Here is a 24,045-nt window from a genome sequence, read left to right as displayed (position 1 = left end):
TCGCCCCCATTCCGGCCTACGATACGCCGCTGATGAAGCAGTACTACCAGCTCAAGCAGCAGTATCCGGGGGCGGTGCTGCTGTTTCGGGTGGGCGACTTCTACGAAACCTTCGGCGAAGATGCCGTGACGGCGGCGCGCATCCTCGATATTACGCTCACCAAGCGCGGGGCGGGTAGCATCTCGGAAGTGGCGCTGGCCGGCTTCCCGCACCACTCCCTCGACACGTATTTGCCCAAGCTGGTGCGCGCCGGCCAGCGCGTGGCCATCTGCGACCAGCTCGAAGACCCCAAGCAGGCCAAGGGCTTGGTGAAGAGAGGGATAACCGAGCTGGTAACGCCCGGCGTGAGCCTGCACGACAACACCCTGGAGCGCCGCCAGAACAACTACCTGGCCGCCGTGCACTTCGGCAAAACGGAGGCCGGCATCTCGTTTCTGGACATCAGCACCGGCGAGTTTTTGGCCGCGCAGGGCACCATCGATTACCTCGGCAAGCTGCTGCAAAACTTCCGGCCCGCCGAGGTGCTGTTTTGCAAACGCAGCCGGGCCGAGTTTGAAACTCATTTTGGCCCCGATTTCTGCACCTTCGCGCTCGATGAGTGGGTGTTCGGCACCGATTATGCCCACGACACGCTCACGCGGCACTTCCGCACCACCTCGCTCAAGGGTTTCGGAGTCGATAATCTCAAGGAAGGCGTCATCGCGGCCGGCTGCGTGCTGCACTACCTGGCCGAGACTAAACACGCTGACCTGCAACATATTGCCAGCCTGGGTCGGCTAGAGGAAGACAAATACGTGTGGCTCGACCGCTTCACGGTGCGCAACCTGGAGCTGGTGCAGGCGCAGCACCCCGGCGGCGTGCCCTTGATTGACATCCTCGACCAGACCCTGACGCCGATGGGCGCGCGCCTGCTGCGCAAGTGGGTAGTGCTGCCCCTGAAGGAAGTGAGCCAGATTCAGCGTCGGCTCGACACCGTGGCTGCCCTCGTGGCCGACCCCGAGCTGCTGGAAGAAGCGCAAACCCACCTGCGCGCCATCACTGATTTAGAGCGCCTTATCTCGAAGGTAGCGGTGCGCCGCGTGAATCCCCGCGAGCTGTTGCAGCTGGCGCGGGCGCTGGAAAGCATCGCGCCGCTGCGCGAGAAGCTGGCCGCTTCGGGCGTGCGCGCCCTCGAAAAGCTGGCCGAGCAGCTCAACCCTTGCACCACGCTACGCACCGAGATTCAGGCTAAAATCCGGCCCGACGCGCCGCTGCTCACCAACCAGGGCCACGTTATTCAGGACGGGGTAGATGCGGAGCTGGACGAACTGCGGGCGCTGGCATTTTCGGGCAAGGACTACCTTCTCAAATTGCAGCAGCGCGAGCAGGGCAAGACGGGTATCTCGTCCCTGAAAGTAGCTTATAATAAGGTGTTTGGCTACTACCTCGAAGTCAGCAACGCGCACAAGGACAAGGTGCCGCCGCAGTGGATTCGGAAGCAAACGCTGGTGAACGCTGAGCGCTACGTGACGGAGGAGCTAAAGACTTATGAGGAGAAAATCCTGAACGCGGAGGAGCAATTATTCGTCATCGAGAGCCGCATTTACCAGGAGGTGACGCTGGCGGCGCTCGATTTTGTGAGCCAGGTGCAGCAAAACGCCCGCGCCATCGGGGTGTTGGACTGCCTGGGCTCGTTCGCGGCTACGGCGCGGCAGCACCGCTACGCCCGGCCGGTAGTGAACGACGGCCCTACCCTCGACATTACCGGCGGGCGGCACCCAGTGATTGAGCGGCAGCTGCCGCCAGGGGAAAGCTACATTCCTAATGACTTGTGTCTGAGCCAGGACGACCAGCAAATAGTGGTGATAACCGGCCCGAACATGGCCGGCAAGTCGGCCCTGCTGCGCCAAACGGCATTAATCGTTTTGCTGGCGCAAATCGGCTCGTTCGTGCCGGCCGAGGCGGCCACGATTGGCATTATTGACAAGATTTTTACCCGCGTGGGGGCTTCGGACAATCTGAGCAAGGGCGAGAGCACCTTTATGGTGGAGATGACCGAAACGGCTTCCATTCTGAACAATCTTTCGGAACGCAGCCTGGTTTTAATGGATGAAATCGGGCGCGGCACCAGCACCTACGATGGTATCAGCATCGCCTGGGCCATCGTGGAGCATTTGCATAATAACCCCAAGGCGCGGGCTAAAACGCTGTTTGCTACCCACTACCACGAGCTGAACCAGCTGGCCGACGACTGCCCCCGCGTGCGCAACTACCACGTGGCCGTGCAGGAGGCCGACGGCCGGGTGCTGTTTCTGCGCAAGCTGCGGCCGGGTGGCTCCGAGCACTCGTTCGGCATCCACGTGGCGCGCCTGGCCGGCATGCCGCCCACCGTGGTGGTGCGGGCCAACGAAATTATGCACCACCTGGAGCAGGAGCGCGCCAGCGCCGGCCTGGTGGACGCCGATGACCCTACTACCCCCACCGAATTTGACGACGTGCTCGCCGGCCTGGATGCGGCCAACCAACAATTAACCAGGAACCAGGAACCAGGAATCCCGAAGCCGCGCGCCACTGCCGCCGTGGGTACCGCGCCCAAGGTGCAGCTCAGCATGTTTGAGCCGAGCGACCCGGCGTTGGAGCGACTGCGCGAGTTGCTGGCCGGACTGGATATTAATACCCTCACGCCCATTGAGGCGCTGCTGAAATTGCAGGAGCTTAAAGGGCTGGCGGCGGGGTAGGGTAGCGCAAAAGCCGTTTGTCATTGCCGCGCTGCGCTCGCAATGACAAACGGCTTTTGCGCTACCCTACCCCGCCGCCAGCCCCAGCAGGACGGTTTCCACCACGTTGCGCAGCACCTGGGAGTCGGGGTTGGCCTGGGCCATTATCCGCATCCCGTTCAGGACGCTAATGAGCAGCTGGGCCTGGGCCAGGGGCGTAGCCGCGCGGCCGGTTTCGCCGCGGACTTGGCCCTGGGCCAGTATTTCCGTCAGCAGCGTTTCCAGAAACTGCTGATTTTGGCGAACCAGGGCGGCGATGTCGGCATCGTGGGGCAGGCGCTCGGTGGTGGCGTTCACCAGAAAGCAGCAGTTGGGCGCGGGGCTGGCCGGGTCGGGGAGGAGCATCAGCTCCAGCATCTGCCGGACACGCACCGGGGCGGGCTGGCCGGCGTTGGCTATCGCCAGCGCCAGCAGGCGCTGGCTGTTCTGCTGCTGGTAGTGACGCAACGTCCGCACGTAGAGCTGGTGTTTGTCGCCAAAGGTGGCGTATAGGCTGAACCGGTTGATGCCCATGCGCTCGACCAGCTCCTGCATCGACGTGGCGGCGTAGCCCCGGAGCCAGAACGTATCGAGGGCCTTTTGCAGCGCGGCTTCTTCGTCAAATGCTTTCGGACGAGCCATGAGCGGGTAATAAATAAAAAAAAGTAACGGAGCCGGCGGCCACCACGCGGCGGCTATGCTCCAACAACCCGCGGAGGCAAGTCGTTTCGAATCATAGCTGCCACATGGCTGCCACCGGCCCCGTTACCTCACCCTAGCCTTACAGCCGGCCCACGCCGCCGCCGGCAATCAACTCCTCGCCGAGCACGAATGACGAGTCGTCGGAGGCGAAGAACGTGGCAATTTTGGCGATTTCCTCCGGCTGGCCCAGACGCTTCAGCGGCACCATCTGGGCATACGATTGGATGTCTTCGGGCGACAGCCCGAGCTTGCCGTAAGCGGGGGTCTCAATCGGGCCGGGGCTGATAGCGTTGACTCGGATGCGACGCTCCAGCAGGTCGGCTGAGAGCGTGCGGGCCAGCGACACCACGGCCGCTTTGGTGGCCGAGTAAACTGACATGTTGGCCATGCCGCTGCTGGCGGCGGTCGAAGAATTGAGGATAATCGAGCCGCCGTCGTTGAGCAGCGGCAATAGCGCCTGCACGGTGAAATAGAGGCCCTTCACATTGATGTTGAACTGCTGGTCAAACTGGGCTTCGTCTACCTGCCCGATGGGCATAAAAACCCCCACCCCGGCATTCACGAACAGCACGTCGATGCGCGGGTGCAGGGCGCGCACCTGGTCGGCGAGCCGGTGCACGTCGGCCATCTGGCCGGCGTCCGACACCACGCCGCGGGCCTGGTCGCCCAGGGCAGCCACGGCTTCCTGCACGGCGGCCTCGTTGCGGCCGGTGATGACGACCTGCGCGCCTTCGGCGATAAATTCCTGGGCCGTGGCGTAGCCAATGCCACTGTTGGCCCCGGTCACTACGGCCACTTTATGCTGCAAACGATTCATAAACAAGGTTTTTAAGGATAACTGAACAATCGTTCAGCTTTGTGACGATTGAAAGCCCCTTACCTGAACGATTGTTCAGAAAAAAGCCAAAAGAAATTTTGGCTGACTGCCAGCCACCTGGCCCTATCCTACCGGTCCGGCTGGTAGGGTAGGGCCGGCTGAACCCGCCACCGCCGCCCGGCGTTGTAAGGAAGCTGCCGGGGGCGCGTCTGCCAGTCCAAAGCCTACCTGCTCCATTCTTTCCTACTACCATGATGACTACGTTCTTAACGGCTGCTTGCGGCCTCGGCCTGTTGGCCCTCACGGCCTGCGGCTCCGAACAGCCGGCCCAGGCCAAAACCCTCGACGGCGGCAATGGCGGCGACCCGCCGGCCTCGACGGCGGGCTTCGCGCCCAAAAACCTAACCGGGCTGGCGCAGGCGACTTTCGCGGGCGGCTGCTTCTGGGCGCAGGAAGAGGCGTTTGAGCAAATCAAGGGGGTGAAGCAAGTGGTGAGCGGCTACGCCGGCGGCACCGTGCCCAACCCGACGTACGAGGATGTGTGCGGCCAGCAGACCGGCCACACTGAGACGGTCAATATCTACTACGACCCCAAGGTGATAAGCTACCAGAACCTGGTAGACATCTTTCTCACGGCCAGCCACAACCCTACCGAGCTAAACCGCCAGGGCCCGGACTCCGGCCCCGAGTACCGCTCGGCCATCTTTTACCGCACGCCGGAGGAGAAGAAAATTGTGGAGCAGACTATCGCTAAGGTCAATGCTTCGAAGGAATATGACAGCAAAATCGTGACGCAGGTGGCTCCATTTAGCAAGTTCTGGGATGCCGAAGCCTACCACCAGGGCTATTTCCGCCTGCACCCCGATAACCCGTACATTATGGCGGTATCGGCCCACAAAGTGGAGCGCGTGCGCACGCTGTTTCCGAAGGACTTGAAGGCGAATCTGCCTAATTTATAAGCCGGGGGCCTACCCCCCTGCTTTTGACTGAAGCCCCGCCGGCCCCGCGCCGACGGGGCTTTTTTGGCCTTTTCCATTCCTGCGCCCCGCGGCTTGCCTTTGAAAAGCTCTCCTCTTCGGCGCGGTAGTGTATTTTCGGCCTCTGAAAAAAAAGACCCGCTGCCTACCCCCATGCTTTCTTCCAAGCTGCCCGACGTGGGCGTGAGTATTTTCAGCCAGATGACGCTGCTGGCCCAGGAAACGGGCGCGCTAAACCTGGCCCAAGGCTTCCCCGACTACGACCCGCCGCTGGCCCTGCGCGAGGCGCTGGCCCGGCACGCGCTGGCGGCCGGCAGCCACCAGTACGCGCCCATGCCGGGCTTGCCGCGCCTGCGCCAAGCCATTGCGGCGCAGGTGGGCCGCCTGCAGCCCGACGCGCCCGCGCCCGACGCGGACCTGGAAGTAACCATCACGGCCGGGGCCACCGAGGCGCTGTACGGGGTATTGGCGGCCGTGGTGCGCCCCGGCGACGAGGTGATAATCCTGGAGCCGGCCTACGACCTCTACGGGCCGGCCGTGCGGCTACAGGGCGGCGTGCCGCGCTACGTGCGCCTGCCGGCCCCGCACTTTCGGCCCGACTGGGCGGCGGTGCGGGCGGCCCTGAGCGAGCGCACCCGGCTCCTCCTCATCAACTCGCCGCATAATCCCAGCGGGGCCGTGTTTAGCGCGGCCGACTGGGACGAACTGGCCGACCTCACGGCGGGCACCGACATCCTGGTTTTGTCCGATGAAGTGTATGAGCACCTGGTATTTGAGAGGGTAGGGCCGCGCAGCGCGCGCCAGCACCCGGCGCTGCGGGCGCGCTGCTTCGTGCTCTCCTCGTTTGGTAAAACATACCATGCTACCGGCTGGAAGGTGGGCTACTGCCTGGCCCCGCCCGCCCTGAGCGCGGAGCTGCGGCGGGTGCACCAGTTCGTGACGTTTTCGGTGAGCACGCCGACCCAGCACGCGCTGGCCGATGCGCTCGAAACCGACCCCACCGATGCCCACGCCCGCGGGCTGGCCACCTTTTACCAGGCCAAGCGCGATGCCTTCACGGCCGGGCTGGCGGGCAGCGGCTGGGCGCTGCTGCCGGTGCCGGGCGGCTACTTTCAGCTGGCCGGCTACGCGGCTTTTTCGCAGAAAAGCGACCGGGCCTTTGCCGAGGAGCTGGCCCGCACCTGGGGGGTAGCGGTGGTGCCGGTATCGGCCTTCTACCACGATGGCTACGATGCAGGGCTGGTGCGCTTTTGCTTCGCCAAAAACGACGAGACGCTGCGGGCGGCCACCGGGCGGCTGGCCCAGGCTCCACTCCCGGTTGCAGCTAAAGCCTCCACATGACATCTTTGTGTTTTTCTAAGCTGGTGCAGCTTAGGGTGAGTTGCCGGCCGCCGGCCGGTTTTAATTAATCGAAGAGTACGATGAATGATTTAACTGTATCCTTAGTCCAAACTACTATTCACTGGCACGACCCGGCCGCTAACCGCGAGCTACTAGCCAGCCTGCTGACCTCGGCCCTGACGGGGCCCGGCCTCACGGACCTCATCATTCTGCCCGAGATGTTCAGCACCGGCTTTAGCATGGAGGCGGAAACCCAGGCGGAAATGTACCCCGGCCCCACCCTGGCCTGGATGCAGGAGCAGGCCGCGCGCTACGAGGCCGTGGTGACGGGCAGCGTGCTGCTGCGGGCTGATGGGCACTACCGCAACCGCTTGCTGTGGGTGCGCCCCGATGGCACGCACAGCTGCTACGACAAGCGCCACCTATTTCGGGCGGCCGGCGAGCACGAGGTGTACACGCGCGGCGAGCAGCCACTGCTGGAAGAGTGGCGCGGCTGGCGCATCAAGCCGCTCATCTGCTACGACCTGCGCTTTCCGGTGTGGAGCCGCAACCGGCGCGACGCGCCCTACGACCTGCTGCTGTACGTGGCCAACTGGCCCCAGCCCCGCGTTGAAATCTGGCGGGCGCTGCTACGGGCCCGCGCCATCGAAAACCAGGCCTACGTGGCCGGCGTCAATCGCCTGGGCTCCGACGGGGCCGGGCAGGATTACAACGGCCAGTCATCTTTGCTCGATATGCAGGGCGACTACCTGGCCCAGGCCGGCAACCTCCAAACCGTGCTCACCCACACGCTGCAAGCTACCTCCCTGCGCGAGCTGCGCGAGCGCACCCCGGTCATGCTCGACGCGGATGACTTTAATCTGTTAAGCTGCTAGGTGGGTACCTGGCTACGGGCCACGTTTGCCGCTGCCGCGCGGCGCTTTCCCTGACAAACGGCTTCAACCGAAAACCGGCGTAGCTTTGATTTTTACAGCTGTTTGCCATGAAGCCAAAGTCGCTCGAAGAGCTGTACTTGAACCTAGCACCCGGTGCCGGCGGGGGGCTACTACCCGGCCCAGCGCGCGAAGTTGGGCATTTCAACGTTTTTAACGTGGCGGACCTGATGCTGGCTGGTCGCGACCGGCCGCCGATGACCTTCGACCGGCGGTCGTTCTATAAAATCAGCCTGATTCGGGGGCGCAGCCGGATAGAGTACGCCGACCAGGTGGTGGAGGTAGCCGGGCCGACGCTCTGGTTTGCTTCGCACCGCGTGCCCTACCGCTGGCAGCCGCAGGACGAGGCCCAAAGCGGCTACTTCTGCGTTTTCACCGCCGAGTTTCTATTGCCCGCCAAGGGGGGGGTAGGGCTGGAGGAGCTAGCAGTTTTTCAGCCGGGCGGCTGCCCGCTTGTACTGCTGACGGATGCCCAGTTTGCGGCCCTGGAAGTCATTTTTGAGAAAATGAACCAGGAAATCACCTCCGATTACATCCACAAATACGACCTGCTGCGCGCCTACCTGCTGGAATTGATTCATGCCGGGCAGAAGCTCCAGCCGGCCCCGGCCGCGGCTCCCGCCCACCATGCGGCGGCCCGGCTGGCCGCCCGCTTCGCCGACCTGCTGGAGCGGCAGTTTCCGCTCGAAACGCCGCAGCAGCGCCTGCGCCTGCGCACGGCCCAGGACTACGCCGGCCAGCTGGCCGTGCACGTCAACCACCTCAACCGCGTGCTGAAGGAAACCACCGGCCTCACCACCACCGCGCTGCTGGCCAGCCGCGTGGCCCAGGAAGCTAAAATGCTGCTCAAGCACACCAGTTGGAGCGTCTCGGAAATCGCCGATAGTCTGGGCTTTGCCGACGCGGCCCACTTCTGCAATTTCTTTAAGCGGCAAACCAGGCTGGTGCCGGGCGCTTTTCGGGAGTAGTATGATTGTTTGAATTATTCAGTAATCGGTTTGGCCGGCGCAATTTTCCCCTACCCCCCGGCCGGACCTTTGCCGGCAAGCAATCATCCTTTTAACCAGACAGACTATGCGGGTTTTCGTAACCGGTGCCACGGGCTTTATCGGCTCGGCCGTGGTGCAAGAATTACTCGGCGCGGGCCACCAGGTGCTCGGCCTTTCGCGCTCCGACAAAGGCAACCAAGCCCTGACCGCCGCCGGGGCTGAGGTGCACCGCGGCTCACTCGACGACCTCGACAGCCTGCGTAGCGGTGCGGCCGCGGCGGATGGCGTTATTCACCTGGCTTTTATCCACGACTTTTCGCAGTACGCCGCCGCCGGCGAAACCGACCGGCGCGCCATCGAGGCAATGGGTGAGGCGCTGGCCGGCACCAACAAGCCGCTCGTGGTAACGTCCGGGCTGGCGGGCCTGGCCAGTGGCCGCCTCGCCACCGAAGCCGACACGCCCGCTTCGATGGGCCGCGTTTCGGAGCCCACGGCGCTGGCGCAGGTAGCACGAGGCGTGCGGGCCACGGTAGTGCGCCTGGCTCCTTCGGTGCATGACGATGGCGACTACGGCTTCGTGCCGGCCCTCATCAACATTGCCCGCGAGAAGGGCGCGGCGGCCTACATCGGCGACGGCCAGAACCGCTGGCCGGCCGTGCACCGGCTCGACGCGGCCCGGCTCTTCCGGCTGGCGCTGGAGCGGGGCGTAGCCGGCGGCCGCTACCACGGCGCGGCCGACGAGGGCATCCCGATGCGCGACCTCGCGGCCGTTATCGGCCGCCACTTGAACGTGCCGGTCCTCACTAAATCGCCCGAAGAGGCCGCCGAGCACTTCGGTTGGATGGCGCTTTTCGCGGGCCTGGACATGCCGGCTACCAGTGCCCGCACGCAGCAGGAGCTGGGCTGGCAGCCCACCCACAAGGGCCTGCTGGCTGATTTGGAAGAGGGCAGCTATTTTGGCAAATAGGAAGTTATTAACTAGCCGTTTTTACGCTGACTGACAGTGGTTTGCCAGAAATCAGCCGTGGTTTTCTATTCGCATAAAAAGACGCGACACGATGAAGCTGATTGCCATTGAGGAGCATTTTCTGACCAGTATTATTCGGGCGGCGTGGGCCGCTTCTGCAATTGGGCAGGAGGGCACCGCTAGCTTTGACCGAGGCGAGCTAGAAGAGCGGCTCGATGACCTGGGCCCGCAACGGCTAGCCCTAATGGACGAGGGCGGCGTGGATGTGCAGGTGCTCTCGGTGACCACGCCGGCCTTGCACAATCTGGAGCCGGCGCAAAGCGTAACGCTGGCCCGTCAGACCAACGACCTGGTAGCCGCCACCATTGCCAGGTATCCTACCCGATTTCAGGGGTTTGCCACGCTGCCCACTGCTTCTCCAGCGCACGTGGCACCAGAATTGGAGCGTAGCGTTCGGCAGCTGGGGTTCGCGGGCGCGATGCTCTGCGGGCGCACCCGCGACAAAAACCTGGACCACCCGGATTTCCGGCCCTTGTTTAAAACGGCGGCCACGCTGGGGGTACCACTGTTTATTCATCCGCAGATTCCGCAGCGGGCCGTGCGGGAGGCGTATTATTCAGGCTTTGGCGACGCGGTTGATACGGCCTTTGCCACGTTCGCGCTGGGCTGGCACTACGAGGCCGGCATTCAGTTCGTGCGTTTGCTGCTGGCCGGCGTGTTCGATGACTACCCGACCCTGCAAATCATCCTTGGCCATTGGGGCGAGGTCGTGCTCTTTTACCTGGAACGGTTGAAGTCGCTGGCGCGGGTAGCCACCCTGCAACGGCCCATTGCCGATTACGTGCGGCAGAATCTCTACGTGACCCCTAGCGGCATGTGGAGCCAGGAGTACCTGCAACGCACCCTGGCACTGGTAGGCCCCGAACGCCTGCTATTTTCAACTGACTACCCCTACCAGTACAAGCCGGGGGGCCAAGGCCGCTCATTCCTGCAAGAAACGTCCCTTTCAGCCGAAGAGAAGGAGCTGTTCGCGCATGGCAACTGGGAGCGCCTAACTCAGCCTACCAAGCACTAGGTAAGCATTCTAGCACCAGTAGCGCACTTACAACGAAGGGGCCTACCCCTACGCATCGCCTTTACCATTTTCTGAATCAATGCTCCACGGCCAGGCGCTGGCTGGTGCTGGTGCCGTCGGCGGCGGTGGCGCGCACGAGGTACACGCCGGGAGCCAGGCCGCGCAGGTCGAGGGTGCGGGTACGCAGCGGGGCGGCGTCGATGAGCACCACCTGGCCAATGAGGTCGTAGAGCGTGAGGCGGGTGGGCTGAGCGGTTTCGACGGTGGCGGCCTGGGCGGCGGGGTTGGGGTAGAGACTGAGAGCCAGCGCGGCGGCGGCCGGCGGCCGGGCCGCCAGGGGAGTACCGCTGCGGCCCAGGAAGCTCACCACGCCGCCGCTCATCGTGCCCACGTACAGCTCGGGGCGACCATCGTGGTTGAGGTCGGCGGCGGCAGCGGCAAAGCGCAGCTCCACGATACCGTTGCCCCCCAGCCGCGCCGGCTCGTACTGCCCGGCGAAGGTGTCGTAAAACAGCTCGGTACGACCCACGAACGGGCTGGTCTGCTTTTGAAAGCCGGGGTAGAGCGTCACCGCGCCCGTGCCGTCCACGGTCAGCAAATCGAGCTGGCCATCGCCGTCGAAGTCGGCTACGGCCGGGCTTAGGTAGGGCGGGCGGGGCGTGTAGCTGTTGCCGTTCAGTAGGTGGCCGTAGTCGTTATCGACCAGCACAAAGCGATTGGCCACGTCCGCGCCGGCCGCCGCGCCCTGGTTGCGGAAGTAGCGCAGGCTGCCACCAACTCCGCTTATATCGTTGGTACCAAGCAGCATATCGAGGTAGCCATCGCCGTCCACGTCCACGAAGCATGGCGTATCGCCGAGCGCGCCGGGCAGCACTGGCCCGCCCGGCGCGCTCAGCAGGTTAAGCACGCCGGCCTGGGCCGGGTCGAGGCGCAGGGCCTGGCCAGCCGGGGCCGCGTTCATAATGTAGCGAATTTTATCACTTGTACCATCGTACACCGAATACACCAGGTCCAGCGCCCCGTCGCGGTTGAGGTCGGCCAGCGTCGGGCGCAGCGTCTCGAAGCCCACGGTGGGGGTAAGCGCGGCCTGGGCGGCCAGGCCCAGGTAGTCTTCGGTCACGAGCCGGAACACGGGGCGGGCGGCGCTGCCCACGTTGCGGTAGTAGTAAATACTGGCGCGGTAGTAGCCGTTCACCACATCGCCCTGGTTACCCACCAGCATATCCGTGAGCCCGTCGCCGTCCACGTCGCCGAAAACCGGCACCGCGCCCTCGCTGGCATCGAGCATGTCATTTTGTAAAAAGCCCTTGCTCACCAGGCTAAAATCGGGCACGGCCGCGGTGCTGGCCGCCCCGTTGTGGTACTGCCAGACGTTGTTGCGTTGGCTCACCCGGTCCAGGATAATATTGCGGGTGTTGCTGCTCACTACCAGGTCGGGCACGCCGTCGAAGTCGGCATCGAAGGAATAAGGGGCCGGAAACACGGGAATATTGACCGGCGCGGCGGGCGGAAAGGTGCTGCTGGTGCCGGCCGGCGTAAAGAGTGGGTCTACGCTGGAAGTGCCCTTATTGAGCAGGCGCGTGAGCAGCGGGCAGTTGTCGCGGCCATCGAGCAGGTCGAGCTTGCCGTCGCCATCGAGGTCCAGGAGCAGCACGTTGTGGCCGGTGCTGTGCTCCGTCCGAAACGCCTGGCAGGCCGGCGCGCCCTGCAGCTGGTAGCTGGCGCAATCGATGCAGGCCACCAGCTCGCCCCAGTAGTTGTTGGGGTTGACCCAGGTGAAGGAACTGATGCCCCCGCAGGCGTCCGTACTGGCATTCAAATACAATTGCAGATACGTCGAGCCTGCGAAGTCGTAGGTCAGGATGTCGAGCCGGCCATCGCCGTTTACATCTTGGATGGAGGGCAGGTTGTACGAGCCACTGTTGAGATTACTTACGTAGCCATTATACAGCGGAAAGCTCAACTGATTGTTAACCAATACATAGCTAGGATGCCCCTGGGCATCGGGCACGTTGCGAAACACCCGGATGTCGCCGCCCGCCGCGTAGGTAAATAAGTCGGCGCGGCCGTCGCAGTCGTAGTCGCGCAGCAGCGCCCAACTTTCGAGGTCCTTCGGAAAAGCCCACTCGTAGTCGGGCGCGTACTGCCAGCGCCGGCCCACGCCCCCTACCCCCGCCACGTTGAGAAACGTGTAGCAGCGGGCCGACTGCCGGTCGAAGGCAAAGAGGTCCGGCCGGCCGTCGCCGTCCAGGTCGATGGTGCTGAACTGCGGCGTATTGAGCCCACCCACCCACGCTTGGCTCAGCGTATCGGGGCCCTGCACGATTTTGGCCACGCTTCCAAACTGAAAGCCAAACGCGGTGCTTGGCGTTTGGGCCGCCGCCCGCGCCCCTACCCCCAGCAATACCAGCAACCAGAGCAAACAACGACGCATAAAGAGGAAGGGAAAAGGGTAAGTGCCTGCTAACAACGCGGCCCCGGCCGTAAGTTGCACGCGGCAGTAGATGGCAGAGTGGGTATTAGAAGAACGTCATGCTGACGAAGGAAGCAGCTCCATCGCATAACTAGCTTCTAAAATTAAGATTACTTACGCGGTAGAGCTGCTTCCTTCGCCAGCATGACGTTCTTTGGCCACTACCTCCTACCCAAAACTTAAAAATGCTTCTCTACGACCACTACCTCGCCGCACGGAGCCAGGTGAGCACCGACTCGCGGCAGCCGCAGCCCGGCACGTTGTTTTTTGCTCTCAACGGCCCCAGCTTTCGCGGGGCCGATTTTGCGCCCGGCGCGCTGGCCAAAGGGGCCCGCCACGCCGTGGTGGACGATGAAAGCCTAGCCGCCCGCGACCCCGCCCGCTACACCTATGCCCCCGACCCGCTGGCCGCCCTGCAAGCCCTGGCGCGGGCGCACCGCCGCCATTTCCGCGGCCCCGTGCTGGCCATCACCGGCTCCAACGGCAAAACCACCACCAAGGAGCTGCTGGCCGCCGTACTGCGCGAGAAATATAACGTGCTGGCTACCAGTGGCAATCTCAACAACCACATCGGCGTGCCGCTGACGCTGCTAGGCCTGCGACCGGCCGAGCACGAGCTGGCCATTATTGAGATGGGGGCCAACCACCAGGGCGAAATTGCCAGCTACTGCCAGTGGGCCGAGCCTACCCACGGCCTCATCACCAACATCGGCAAGGCGCACCTCGAAGGCTTTGGCGGCGAGGAAGGCATTGCCAAGGGGAAGGGCGAATTGTTTGATTACCTGGCGCAACACCAGGGGGTAGCGTTCGTGAATACCCTCGATGCCCGGCTGCCGGGCTTGGCCGCCGCCGTGCCCACGCGCATTACCTACCCCGGCCCGGCCGACGCCTACCCTACCACATTGCTCGGGGCCGACCCGGCGCTACGCCTGCGCCTCGGCAGCGGCCCCGAAGTAATGGCCCAACTCACCGGCGAGTATAATTTCCCTAATATGGCCGCCGCCGCCGCCGTAGGGGCTTTTTTTGCGGTGCCCGCCGCCCGCATTGCCGCCGCCCTGGCCGCCTACAATCCGCAGAACAACCGCTCGCAGCTCGTGCGCAGCGCCCGCGGCAACGACCTGATGCTGGATGCCTATAACGCCAACCCCAGCAGCATGGCCGCCGCCCTGCGCAGCTTCGCCGCCCGGCCGGTAGCGGCCGGGCAGGGTAGGGTAGCCATCCTGGGCGACATGTTGGAGCTGGGCGAGAGTGCTACCACCGAGCACGCGACCATTGGCAAGTTATTAGCTGACTTACAGCTTTCTACTGCCCTACTCATCGGCCCATTAATGCAGGCCGCTGCTGCGGCCTACCCCCCTGCCCGGCACTTCCCCGACAAAGCCGCCGCCGCTGCCTGGCTGGCTGAGCATGAGTTGACCGAGCAGCTTATCCTGCTCAAAGGCTCGCGCGGCATGGGTTTGGAGACGCTGGTGGAGTTCGTTTAGTAGGGTGCGGGGCTTGCCCCGCCCGTCGTTGAGCGAATCCAGCGTGAAATGTTCAACGGCGGGCGGGGGCAAGCCCCGCACCCTACTTACAATTAAAATGGGTTGTCTAACTCCTTGAGCGTAGGCAGAATAGCATCCTTATCCGATACTAGCGCCTCGCCGGGCAGCTGCCAGTTGATGCCCAGAGCGGGGTCGTCCCAACGCAGGCCACCCTCGGTGGCGGGGGCGTAGTAGTCCGAGCACTTGTAGAGAAAGAGCGTCTCGTCTTCGAGCGCCACGAAGCCGTGGGCGAAGCCTTCGGGCACGTAGAGCACGTTGCCCAGCGTGGCGGTCAGCTCCACCAGCGCGTGCTGGCCGAAGGTGGGCGAGCGGTGGCGCAGGTCCACCACCACGTCGAGGGCGCGGCCCTGGGCCACGCGCACCAGCTTGGCCTGGGCGTGGGGCGGGCGCTGGAAGTGCAGCCCGCGCAGCGTGCCGGCCTTAGAAACGCTTTGGTTATCCTGCACCCAGTGGTGGCGCGGCAGCCCCAGCCCCTCCATTGTGCGGGCGCTGAACGACTCAAAAAACGCGCCCCGCGGGTCGCCAAAAATGCGGGGTTGGAACTCCAGCAAACCTGGCAGCGGGTGGGTAATAACTTGCATATTTTTTTTATCTTTTGGGATTTCTGGTTTGAAGCCATTTGTCCTTGCGGGCGCAGTGCGGCAAGAACAAACGGCTTCAGGAATTCAAAGCTAGGACCCCGCCGCCGCCACGGCGGCCAGGTACTGCCGCAACACGAGTTGCTCATCAAATTTGTCTTCGGCCAGCTGGCGACTGGCCTGGCCCAGGGCCGCGAGGCGGACGGGGGGTAGGCGGGCCACGAGCAAGAGCTTATCGGCCAGGTCGGTGGCGTTGCGCACCTGGCAGAGGTAGCCGTTACGGCCATCCTGCACGGTTTCGCGGCAGCCGGGCACGTCGGTGGTTACCAGCGGCTTGCCGCAGGCGGCGGCTTCGAGCAGAGTTTTGGGGGTGCCCTCGCGGTAGCTGGGCAGCACCACGCAATCGGCGCGGTGCAGGTGGGCCGCCACGTCGTCGGAGGTGCCCAGGTGCTCTACTTGGCCCTCGGCCAGCCACTGCTCGAAGGTGGCGCGAGGCATCCCTACCCCCCCGGCTTCGTCGAGGCCGCCCAGCAGTTGCAGGCGCACGGTACCGGCGGGCAGCGCCGCCCGCACCAGTCGCGCCGCCTCAAAATATTCCACAATACCTTTTTCATAGAGCACCCGCGCCACCATCAGAAAAGTGAACGGCGCGGCGGGCGTACTCCCTACTCCCCCTTGCGGCCGGAACCGCGCCAAATCCACGCCCGAACCGGGCACCAAGCCGGTGCGCGCCGCCTGCACCAGGCCGTAGCGAATGAACAGCTCGCGGTCGTCGTTATTCTGAAAAAAAACCCGCTGCGGATAGCGAAACGCCAGCCGGTAGAGGCCCCGTGCCACCTTGCTCACCAGGTTTTCGATGAGAAAAACCGTGCCCAGGCCGCTCACGTTGTTGATGCTGGGCACGCCCGCCAGCCGCGCCGCCAGCGTGCCGTAGATGTTGGGCTTGATGGTGAAGTGCAGCACCACGTCGGGCCGCTCGCGCCGATAAATCGTCAGGAACCGGCGCATGAGCTGCAAGTCGCGCATCGGGTTAGTGCCCTTGTTTTCCATCCTGATGGGCACGTAGCGGCAGCCCAATTCGCTTTCTAAGCGTTCCGAATACGCATCGGGCGGCGCAATAGCCAGCACCTCGTGGCCGGCGGCGCGCAGGGCCCCCACCAGCCCGCGTCGAAAATTCCAGATATTCCAGGAGGTATTAATAACTAAGGCAACGCGCACGAAATGGGGGGTAGAGAGTAGTGCTTAGCGTCTGTCAGGGCTTTGCTTTGCTCGCCATGACAGACACCAAATAACGGACTTCGGGCAAAGGTCGGGCGCGGCGGTTACTTTCGGGGCAGGTTTTGCGTTAGGTACTCGTGTTACAGTTTCTTCTTCCCCTCGCCGCGGCCTTGCTGCCGCTTCCCGGCCCGGCGGGTGCGGCTCCGTCCGCGCCCGGCCAGCTTATTTTCCAAGAAAACTGCGTGCGCTGCCACGGTGCCGACGGCCGCCTGGGCCGCAACGGCGCGCACGACCTCACCAAAAGCAACCTCAACGCCTTTGGCCGCACCTACCTGGTTACCAATGGCCTGGGTAAGATGCCGGCCTTTTCTAAAAAGCTCACGCCGGCCCAAATCGAGCAGGTTGTGGCCTATTCTCTCACGCTTAAGTAGCTGGTGCCGGGCGCTTGGGTCGTTCAACGTCGCCCAAGCACCGAGCACTACCAATCAAGCCCCAAGCACTTATGCCTAAGCAATCCGAAAACTCCCACGGCAGCACCCGGCACGTCGGGTCTACTGACCGCCAACCTGCCCGCCGCGACCTGAAACTGCTCAAAACCAGCACGAAGTCTCACGCCACGACTAAGGAGGTCGAAACGGCCGTGCTGGTGAGCGTGCCCCCGCGCCGCCAAACCGACGCCCAAACCACGGAATACCTCGACGAGCTGGCCTTTCTCATTGAAACGGCCGGCGCGCAGGCCACCAAGCGCTTCGTGCAGAAGCTCGACAAGCCGGACTTGCGCAGCTACGTGGGCGAGGGCAAGCTGGCCGAAATCAAGGCCTGGGTGAAGCACGAAAATACCAGCATGGTCGTCTTCGACGATGAATTGCTGCCCTCGCAGCTCCGCAACCTGGAGGCCGAGCTGGGCGTCAAAATAGTGGACCGCTCGCTGCTGATTCTGGATATTTTTGCGCTGCGGGCCAAGTCGGCCACCTCGCGCACGCAAGTCGAGCTGGCGCAGTACCAGTACTTATTGCCGCGCCTCACCGGCCTCTGGACCCACTTGGACAAGCAGCGCGGCGGCGTGGGCATGAAGGGTCCCGGCGAAACGGAAATTGAAACCGACCGCCGCATCGTGCGCGACCGCATCGCGTTTCTGAAAGAAAAGCTCGAAGACCTCGACAAGCAGGCTCATACCCAGCGCAAGACGCGCACCAACAGCATTCGGGTGGCGCTGGTGGGCTACACCAACGTGGGTAAAAGTACCATTATGAACCTGCTGGGCAAGGCCGAGGTCTTCGCCGAAAATAAGCTGTTTGCCACCGTGGACGCCACCACCCGCAAGGTGGTGCTCGACAACCACGTGCCATTTCTGCTGAGCGATACGGTCGGGTTTATCCGCAAGCTGCCCACCAAACTCATTGAGAGTTTCAAAAGCACGCTGGACGAAATCCGGGAGGCCGATTTGCTGGTGCACGTCGTGGACATTTCGCACCCGGCTTTTGAGGAGCAGATGGAGGTGGTGAACGAAACGCTGCGCGAAATTGGGGCCGCCGACAAGCCCGTGCTACTGGTATTCAACAAGATAGACCAGTACCAGCCCGAGGTGGACCCTACCCCCCACTTTGCCGACGACGACCCCGAGCAGGAGTTCCCGACCGATTTCGGGACGCCCGCGCCGCGCCCGCCGCTAGTCGAGCTGGAAGCTTCCTACATGGCCCGGATGCACGACCCGGTGGTGTTCATCTCGGCCCAAAACAAGGAGAACATCGAGGCCCTGCGCGAGCTGCTGGCCCGCCGCGTGGGCGAGCTGGCCGCCAAGCGCTTCCCGCACTTCCAGGCCGGCTACGGGGGGTAGGGCATGGGCTAGCTGCCCTGCTCGGCAGCTTGCTTGAGGCGCGCCAGCCAGCGGGCATTGGCCCGGTCGAGGGCGGGCTGCATAATAGGCCGGAGCAGGCGCACCAGCCAGCCTTCCATCGTTTCTTCGGCGGTTACCTCGGTGTAGCCCTCGTGGCTGACGAACTGCCAGTTGTGCACCGCAAACGACCCGAAGGCCGCCCCCGACCAGCCGAACGATACGCTGGGCTCCACGGTGTGCAGCGTGGAGTGAATGGGCAAGTAGCCGCTGGCGCTCCAGTCAAACTGGGCCCCGTTTTGCACGGGGCCGGGCAGGTGGGCATATGCGATTTCGGGCTGCCAGGCCGGCCACTGGTTTACCTGGCTGAGCACTTGCCAGGCCCGCGCGGCGGGGGCCTCCATGCGCACGGTGTGCCGGCTGCGGACGGGCGCGGCCGGGTTGAGCTGGCTGGTGGGCGTGCGGCGGCGGTTTTTTTCGAGCAGCAGTACGGTGCCGGCCGCGGCCCCGAGCAGGACCCCGCCGTAGGTGAGCAAACGCTTATTCATAACTAAAAGAGGAAGGAGAAAGGCCGTATACGGCAGATGCGCGCCTTGCGCCCGGTCAGCCCAGACTGGCAGCTTCCATTTTTGCCCCTCGCCCAGCTTCGCGCCAACGAGCCGGCCAAAATTAAGTATTCAGCAGTAGAATTCACTGCTTGATACTTGCTACCTGAAGTAGCTTCGCGGCATGAAAACCTTGTATCTGATGCGCCACGCCAAGTCGAGCTGGAGTTTTGATGAGCTGAGCGACCAGGAGCGCCCGCTCAACGACCGAGGCCGCGACGATGCCCCGCGCATGGGCCAGGCCCTGGCCGCCCGCCGCATCCGGCTCGACCGCCTGGTAAGCTCGCCGGCCGTGCGGGCCATGAGCACCGCCGTGCTGGTGGCCCGCGAGCTGAAGCTTCCCTCGTCCAGCATCGTGGTGGAGCCTACCATTTACCAGGCCGATGTGGCGACGCTGCTGGCCGTCATTCGGGCGCAGCCCGACGCGGCGCAGTCGGTGCTGCTGACCGGCCACAACCCCACCATCACCGACGTGGCCAACCAGCTTTCGCCCTCGCCCCTGCATGGTGAAATGCCCACTGCTGCCGTCCTCTGCCTGCACTTCCAAACCGACAAGTGGGCCGACGTGAAGCCGGCCAACGCTGAATTCTACTTCTACGATTACCCGAAAAACATTTAACAATTATTAGGTAATATTTAACGGAGCAGGTTGCCCTCGGTGCTGCGTAAACGAAGGGGTAAGCCGCTGTACTAGGTAGCGCTGGGTGCGCTGGGAGCCAGTGTTTATCAGCTTGTTACATGTTAATTGATACCTGTTAGATGAAAACCCTACCCCGCGACCTTAGTTGGCTGAGCTTTAATGCGCGCGTGCTGCAAGAAGCGCAGTGCCCCACGGTGCCGCTGCTGGAGCGGCTGAAGTTTCTGGCCATCTTCTCGGCCAATCTGGACGAGTTTTTCAAGGTGCGGGTGGCTACCCTGCGGCGGCTGGTCAAGCTCAAGAAGAAGACCCGCGCCCAGCTGCCTCAAGACCGCCCCAAGCGCGTGCTAGCTGCCGTGCTGGCCGAGATGCAGCGTCAGCAGGAGGAATTTGGGCGCACTTATCGGGAAGAGTTACTACCCGCCCTGCAAGTGGCGGGCATTCGGCTGGTGACGTCGGAGGAGCTGACGGAAACCCAATGCGCGTGGGTGAAAGGCTATTTTGAGGCGAAAGTGCGCGACCTGCTTTCACCTATTATATTAGATGAGACCCTGCACCAGCTCTTTTTGAAAGACCAGGCGGTGTACCTCACGTTTTACCTGACCGAGCCACTAGAGCAGGACAAGCAGGGTAAGAAGAAGGCCGATACCGGGCGCGTGGTGGTGATGGAGCTGCCTACCAAGCGCCACGGCGGGCGCTTCGTGGCGCTGCCGGGCGGCGCGGGCACCGCGGCCGACCCGCACCTGGTGCTGTTTCTGGACGATGTGGTGCGGGCCGGGGCCGCCAGCCTGTTTCCGGGTTTCGGGCGGGTGCAGGTCAATTCCATTAAGCTGAGCCGCGATGCCGAGCTGGATATTGAGGAGGAAGTATCGGGCGATTTGCTGACCAAAATCAAGAGCAGCCTGGCCAAGCGCGCCACCGGCTACCCCGCCCGCCTGCTCTACGACCCCGCCGTGCCGGCTCCTGTGCTGCAAGCCATTAAGGAGAAAACCGGTATTGCGGACGAGGAGCTGGTGGAAGGCAGCCGCTACCACAATTTCCGCGACTTTTTTGGCTTCCCCGACTTTGGGCGAGCGGATTTATCGTACCCCGCCCAGCCCGCACTACCGGCCCCTACCCTGCCCCGCACCGGCCCGCTGCTGCCCGCCCTGGCCAGGGCCGACCACCTGCTGCACCTGCCCTACCAGAGCTTCGACCCGGTGCCGCGCCTGCTGCGCGAGGCCGCCCACGACCCACGAGTGAGCGCCATCAGCATCACGCTCTACCGCGTGGCCCCCAAGAGCGCGGTGGCCAAAGCCCTGCTGCGGGCCGTGCGCCACGGCAAGCAAGTCACGGCCGTGGTGGAGCTGAAAGCGCGCTTTGATGAGGAAAGCAATATTCAGTGGGCCGAGAAGCTGCGGCGGGCCGGCGCGCACGTCATCCTCACGCCGCCCGAGTTGAAGTGCCACGCCAAGCTGCTGCTCCTCGTGCGCCGCGACGAGGCCACCGACGTGCCCCGGCACTACGCCTACCTCAGCACCGGCAACTTCAACGAGGCCACCGCCGGCCTCTACGCCGACCACGGCTTATTCACTGCCAATGAGAAGCTTACGGTCGAGGTAGACCAGGTTTTTCGCTACTTTATCACCGGCCAGGAGCCGCAGGATTTGCATCACCTGCTGGTGGCCCCGTTTACACTGCGCTCGCAATTGCTGGCGCTGCTGGCAGCCGAGATGGCCCGCGCCAAAAAGGGCGAGGATGCCTACGTTATTCTGAAAGTGAATTCGCTGGAAGACCCCGAGCTGATTGCCGCGCTCTACAAGGCCAGCCGGGCCGGCGTGCGCATCGAGCTGCTCATCCGGGGCATTGGCTGCCTGCTGCCCGGCGAGGCGGGCCTGAGTGACACCATTCGGCAGCGCGGCCTGCTGGACCGCTACCTGGAGCACGCCCGCATCTACGTATTCGGCAACGGCGGCGCGGAAAAAGTCTACCTTTCCTCCGCCGACTGGATGACCCGCAACCTCGACCGGCGGGTGGAAGTCGCCTTTCCTATCCTGGATGAAGCCCTGCGCGCCCAGGTCCGCCACCTGCTCGACCTGGAGCGCCAGGACAACGTGAAGGCCCGCGACTTTGCCAACCAGCTCCCGAGTCCCCCCGGCCCGGCCGAGCCTACGGTGCGCGCCCAGGAAGCGCAGTATCAGTACCTGAAAAAACTAGGGGGTAGGCGGCGGGCCAAGTAGCTGGCGCCCGGCAAGTTGGCATAAGCGGCCGTTTTTGGACTGAAGCACGTCCTGCACGTAATTCTCAGGTAATTTAAAGAGGCTGAAGCTGGTTCCTGGAGGAGTTGTTCGGGGAGAAAAATTGGGGGCTGGGCAACCCCTACCCCCCGCTTTTTCGTTAGGAGCAGCTCAGTCTGGCACCGTGTCTGATTTCCCTACCCCTCCTCCCGCGCCGGCTCCACACCGCTGGGGCCGCTGGGCATTACTCAGCTTAGGACTGCTGGTGCTGGCCGCGCTGGGCTGGCTGAAATGGGGCCTCGACCCCTGGCTGCGCGGCAAGCTGGAAAAAGCAGTAGCTACCCAAACCCACGGCCAGTACGCGCTGCACGTGGCCGGCCTGCATACCGAGCTGCTGGCGCGCAGCCTGCACTTGCGGGGCGTGGCACTCCGCCCCGCTACCGAGCAAGTAGCCGATACGCTGCCCCGCCTCACGGCCCGCCTGGCTTGCCTCGACCTGAGCGGCGTGGGCCTGCTGGCGCTGCTGCGCGGCCGCACTGCGCCCATCGACAGCCTGACCCTCGACTCGCTGCGCCTCGATGTGGCGGCCCTGGCCCGGCGGCCCGGGCCGCACCCTACCCCTCCCTCTTACCAGCAACGCCCGCTGCGGCTGGGCTACCTGGCGTTGCGCCACGCGAGCGGCAGCTTTGGGCCAGCCAATGCGCCCACGGGGCAGCTGCGCGAAGCGGAAGTGAGCGCTCGCGACCTGCTGATTACCACCGCCGGCGCGGCCGACACCCAGCGGCTGGCCTTTGCGGCGGGGTGGCGGGCCGTGCTGCGGCAGCCCGCGGGTAAGCTGGGCGGGCACACGCTTACGGCGCGGCTGGTTGATTTTTCCAGCGACCGGCAGTTTTTCGGGCTCGACTCGCTGCGGATTGCGCCACCCGCGCTGGGGCAGGGTAAGCCGGGGGCAGTGCGCATATCATTCACCCTACCCGGCCTGCGGGTGCGGGGGCTGCGGGCGGCGGCCTGGCAGCACCTGCACCGCCTGCGCGCCGACTCGGCGCTGCTCACTACCCCTGCCCTTGCATTTAAGCCGCCCGCGCAGGCACCGCCGCCGCTCTGGAAGCTACTCCGGCCGCTGTTTAACCAAGCCGATGTGCGGCAGCTGGCCATCCGCGATGGCTACCTGGGGGTGGTGGGCGTGGGCGAAAAGCCGGCGGTGCGGCAGCTCTTTGGGGTGGCGCGCGGGCTCCGCATCGACTCGGCCGCCGGGCAGCCGGGCAGCCGGCGCGTGCTCTACGCCCGCAGCTGGGTAGGGCACACGGGGCGCATCACGGCCACGTTTCAGCCGCCGGTTTACCTAGCCAGTATTGAGCACGCGCTGCTGAATACGGATGAAAAAGCGCTGCGCCTCACCGGGCTGGCGCTGCGGCCCACGCTGTCGGCGGCGCAGCTCAACCGCCGCAGCGGCTACCAGACTACCCTGCTGCGCATTCTCATTCCGGAACTGCGGGCAGAAGGCTTTAACTTCGACCAGCTCTCCGACGACAGCCACCTTCAGATTGCGCGCGTGGTGGCCGAGCGGCCTTACCTCGAAACGCGCAGCGACGGCCGCGGGCCCATCAATAAGAGCCCCTCCAGCATGACACCCGAGAATATGCGCCGCCTGCGCGCCCACCTCGACGTGCGTCGGCTCGACCTGCGCGGCGGCACCATCGCGGCCGTATACCGCAGCGCCCGCACGCCCCTGCCGGGCACGTTCGTCATCAACCGCCTGAACGCTACACTGCGCAACGTCAGCAACGACCCGCGCCGCATGAGCCAGGCCCACCCGCTCACCGGCGAGGCCACCGGCTACTTGCAGAACCAGTGCCGGGCCGAGATTCACCTCACTACTTCGCTGCTCGACCCGCAGGGCCGCCAGCACCTGTGGGGCACGTTTGGGCCGGCGCCGCTCAGCCTGCTCAACTCCGTTACTACCCCTACCCGGCTTATCACCTTCAAAAGCGGCCGGCTGCAACGCATTGTTTTTGATGAGCGACTTGACCGCCAGCGCGTCAGCGGCCCCGTCGAGGCTACGTACACCGACTTGAAAATCGATTTTCTGGGCTACAAAAACGGGGAGGTGAAAAAGACGTTTCTCAACCGCATGAAGAGCGGGCTGGTGAATGGCCTGGTCATCCGCGACCAGAACCCGCGGCCCGGCGGGCGCTTCGTGGTGGGCCAGATGTCCTCGCGGCGCGAGCTTCAGTTTTCGACCTTCACGGCGTGGCGGCAGGGGCTGCTGTGCGGGCTACTGCAAAGTGTGGGCGTGCCCGACAAACTGGCCCAGCACTTTAGCCAATCGTCGGACCCCACGCCCCTACCCCCCGCCGGTACCCGCTAGCACGCGGCCGCCGGGGTGGCCTACGGCCAGGTAGGCG

19 protein-coding genes are annotated in these 24,045 nt (G+C 64.1%); 13 read left to right on the top strand and 6 right to left on the bottom strand.

Going from position 1 to position 24,045, the window contains the following annotated elements; translation table 11 throughout:
* Nucleotides 1–32 precede the first annotated feature (32 nt).
* On the top strand, nucleotides 33–2,717 hold the full coding sequence (gene mutS, locus LC531_RS18875; protein ID WP_223654005.1) for a DNA mismatch repair protein MutS: 2,685 nt from the start codon (nucleotides 33–35) through the stop codon (nucleotides 2,715–2,717).
* Nucleotides 2,718–2,783: 66 nt separating this feature from the next.
* On the opposite strand, the gene LC531_RS18870 is transcribed toward mutS, so the two are convergent.
* Together LC531_RS18870 and LC531_RS18865 are read right to left on the bottom strand one after the other, a co-directional pair.
* On the bottom strand, nucleotides 2,784–3,377 hold the full coding sequence (locus LC531_RS18870) for a TetR/AcrR family transcriptional regulator (protein WP_223653049.1): 594 nt from the start codon (nucleotides 3,375–3,377) through the stop codon (nucleotides 2,784–2,786).
* 139 nt (nucleotides 3,378–3,516) lie between these two features.
* On the bottom strand, nucleotides 3,517–4,254 hold the full coding sequence (locus LC531_RS18865) for an SDR family oxidoreductase (RefSeq protein ID WP_223653047.1): 738 nt from the start codon (nucleotides 4,252–4,254) through the stop codon (nucleotides 3,517–3,519).
* Between the two features lie 251 nt (nucleotides 4,255–4,505).
* Between LC531_RS18865 and msrA the strand changes: the two genes are divergently transcribed.
* From msrA to LC531_RS18835, 6 genes are all read left to right on the top strand, one after another.
* Nucleotides 4,506–5,213: a peptide-methionine (S)-S-oxide reductase MsrA gene (msrA, locus tag LC531_RS18860; protein ID WP_223653044.1), complete on the top strand. Its 708-nt coding sequence runs from the start codon at nucleotides 4,506–4,508 to the stop codon at nucleotides 5,211–5,213.
* Nucleotides 5,214–5,384: 171 nt separating this feature from the next.
* Entirely contained in the window at nucleotides 5,385–6,572 is a 1,188-nt protein-coding gene (locus tag LC531_RS18855; RefSeq protein WP_223653042.1) for a methionine aminotransferase, read from the top strand.
* 80 nt (nucleotides 6,573–6,652) lie between these two features.
* The gene (locus LC531_RS18850) at nucleotides 6,653–7,447 is read left to right on the top strand and encodes an amidohydrolase (RefSeq protein ID WP_223653040.1); all 795 of its coding nucleotides are present in this window, start codon (nucleotides 6,653–6,655) and stop codon (nucleotides 7,445–7,447) included.
* 107 nt (nucleotides 7,448–7,554) lie between these two features.
* Nucleotides 7,555–8,472: a helix-turn-helix domain-containing protein gene (locus LC531_RS18845; RefSeq protein WP_223653038.1), complete on the top strand. Its 918-nt coding sequence runs from the start codon at nucleotides 7,555–7,557 to the stop codon at nucleotides 8,470–8,472.
* A gap of 106 nt (nucleotides 8,473–8,578) precedes the next feature.
* Nucleotides 8,579–9,460 carry an SDR family oxidoreductase gene (locus LC531_RS18840; RefSeq protein ID WP_223653036.1) on the top strand — a complete coding sequence of 294 codons (882 nt, stop codon included), beginning with the start codon at nucleotides 8,579–8,581 and terminating at the stop codon, nucleotides 9,458–9,460.
* 91 nt (nucleotides 9,461–9,551) lie between these two features.
* Nucleotides 9,552–10,535, top strand: coding sequence for an amidohydrolase family protein (locus LC531_RS18835; RefSeq protein ID WP_223653034.1), 984 nt, complete (start codon nucleotides 9,552–9,554; stop codon nucleotides 10,533–10,535).
* 76 nt (nucleotides 10,536–10,611) lie between these two features.
* On the opposite strand, the gene LC531_RS18830 is transcribed toward LC531_RS18835, so the two are convergent.
* On the bottom strand, nucleotides 10,612–12,969 hold the full coding sequence (locus LC531_RS18830) for a T9SS type A sorting domain-containing protein (RefSeq protein WP_223653033.1): 2,358 nt from the start codon (nucleotides 12,967–12,969) through the stop codon (nucleotides 10,612–10,614).
* A gap of 224 nt (nucleotides 12,970–13,193) precedes the next feature.
* On the opposite strand from LC531_RS18830, the gene LC531_RS18825 reads away from it, so the two are divergent.
* Nucleotides 13,194–14,492: a UDP-N-acetylmuramoyl-tripeptide--D-alanyl-D-alanine ligase gene (locus LC531_RS18825; protein ID WP_223653032.1), complete on the top strand. Its 1,299-nt coding sequence runs from the start codon at nucleotides 13,194–13,196 to the stop codon at nucleotides 14,490–14,492.
* A 92-nt stretch (nucleotides 14,493–14,584) separates the two neighbouring features.
* On the opposite strand, the gene rfbC is transcribed toward LC531_RS18825, so the two are convergent.
* Together rfbC and LC531_RS18815 are read right to left on the bottom strand one after the other, a co-directional pair.
* Entirely contained in the window at nucleotides 14,585–15,133 is a 549-nt protein-coding gene (gene rfbC, locus LC531_RS18820) for a dTDP-4-dehydrorhamnose 3,5-epimerase (RefSeq protein WP_223653031.1), read from the bottom strand.
* 90 nt (nucleotides 15,134–15,223) lie between these two features.
* On the bottom strand, nucleotides 15,224–16,348 hold the full coding sequence (locus LC531_RS18815; protein ID WP_223653030.1) for a glycosyltransferase family 4 protein: 1,125 nt from the start codon (nucleotides 16,346–16,348) through the stop codon (nucleotides 15,224–15,226).
* A gap of 170 nt (nucleotides 16,349–16,518) precedes the next feature.
* Here LC531_RS18815 and LC531_RS18810 point away from each other — a divergent pair, with 170 nt between their 5' ends.
* Together LC531_RS18810 and hflX are read left to right on the top strand one after the other, a co-directional pair.
* Nucleotides 16,519–16,779 carry a c-type cytochrome gene (locus LC531_RS18810; protein ID WP_223653029.1) on the top strand — a complete coding sequence of 87 codons (261 nt, stop codon included), beginning with the start codon at nucleotides 16,519–16,521 and terminating at the stop codon, nucleotides 16,777–16,779.
* Between the two features lie 71 nt (nucleotides 16,780–16,850).
* Nucleotides 16,851–18,185, top strand: a complete 1,335-nt coding sequence (hflX, locus tag LC531_RS18805) for a GTPase HflX (protein WP_223653027.1) — start codon at nucleotides 16,851–16,853, stop codon at nucleotides 18,183–18,185.
* Between the two features lie 8 nt (nucleotides 18,186–18,193).
* Here the strand turns inward: hflX and LC531_RS18800 are convergent, their stop codons facing one another.
* The gene (locus tag LC531_RS18800; protein ID WP_223653025.1) at nucleotides 18,194–18,730 is read right to left on the bottom strand and encodes an SRPBCC family protein; all 537 of its coding nucleotides are present in this window, start codon (nucleotides 18,728–18,730) and stop codon (nucleotides 18,194–18,196) included.
* Between the two features lie 181 nt (nucleotides 18,731–18,911).
* Here LC531_RS18800 and LC531_RS18795 point away from each other — a divergent pair, with 181 nt between their 5' ends.
* The 3 genes from LC531_RS18795 (at nucleotide 18,912) to LC531_RS18785 (ending at nucleotide 24,008) form a co-directional block, all read left to right on the top strand.
* Nucleotides 18,912–19,406, top strand: a complete 495-nt coding sequence (locus LC531_RS18795) for a SixA phosphatase family protein (RefSeq protein ID WP_223653023.1) — start codon at nucleotides 18,912–18,914, stop codon at nucleotides 19,404–19,406.
* A gap of 140 nt (nucleotides 19,407–19,546) precedes the next feature.
* A complete protein-coding gene (gene ppk1, locus LC531_RS18790) occupies nucleotides 19,547–21,643 on the top strand; it encodes a polyphosphate kinase 1 (protein ID WP_223653021.1) in 2,097 nt (698 codons plus the stop codon).
* Nucleotides 21,644–21,824: 181 nt separating this feature from the next.
* The gene (locus tag LC531_RS18785) at nucleotides 21,825–24,008 is read left to right on the top strand and encodes a hypothetical protein (RefSeq protein WP_223653019.1); all 2,184 of its coding nucleotides are present in this window, start codon (nucleotides 21,825–21,827) and stop codon (nucleotides 24,006–24,008) included.
* Nucleotides 24,009–24,045 lie beyond the last annotated feature (37 nt).

The organism is Hymenobacter psoromatis (genome assembly GCF_020012125.1).
GTDB lineage: Bacteria > Bacteroidota > Bacteroidia > Cytophagales > Hymenobacteraceae > Hymenobacter > Hymenobacter psoromatis.
Note: the sequence above shows the minus strand (reverse complement) of the source record. Positions and strands in the feature narration are given on the sequence as shown.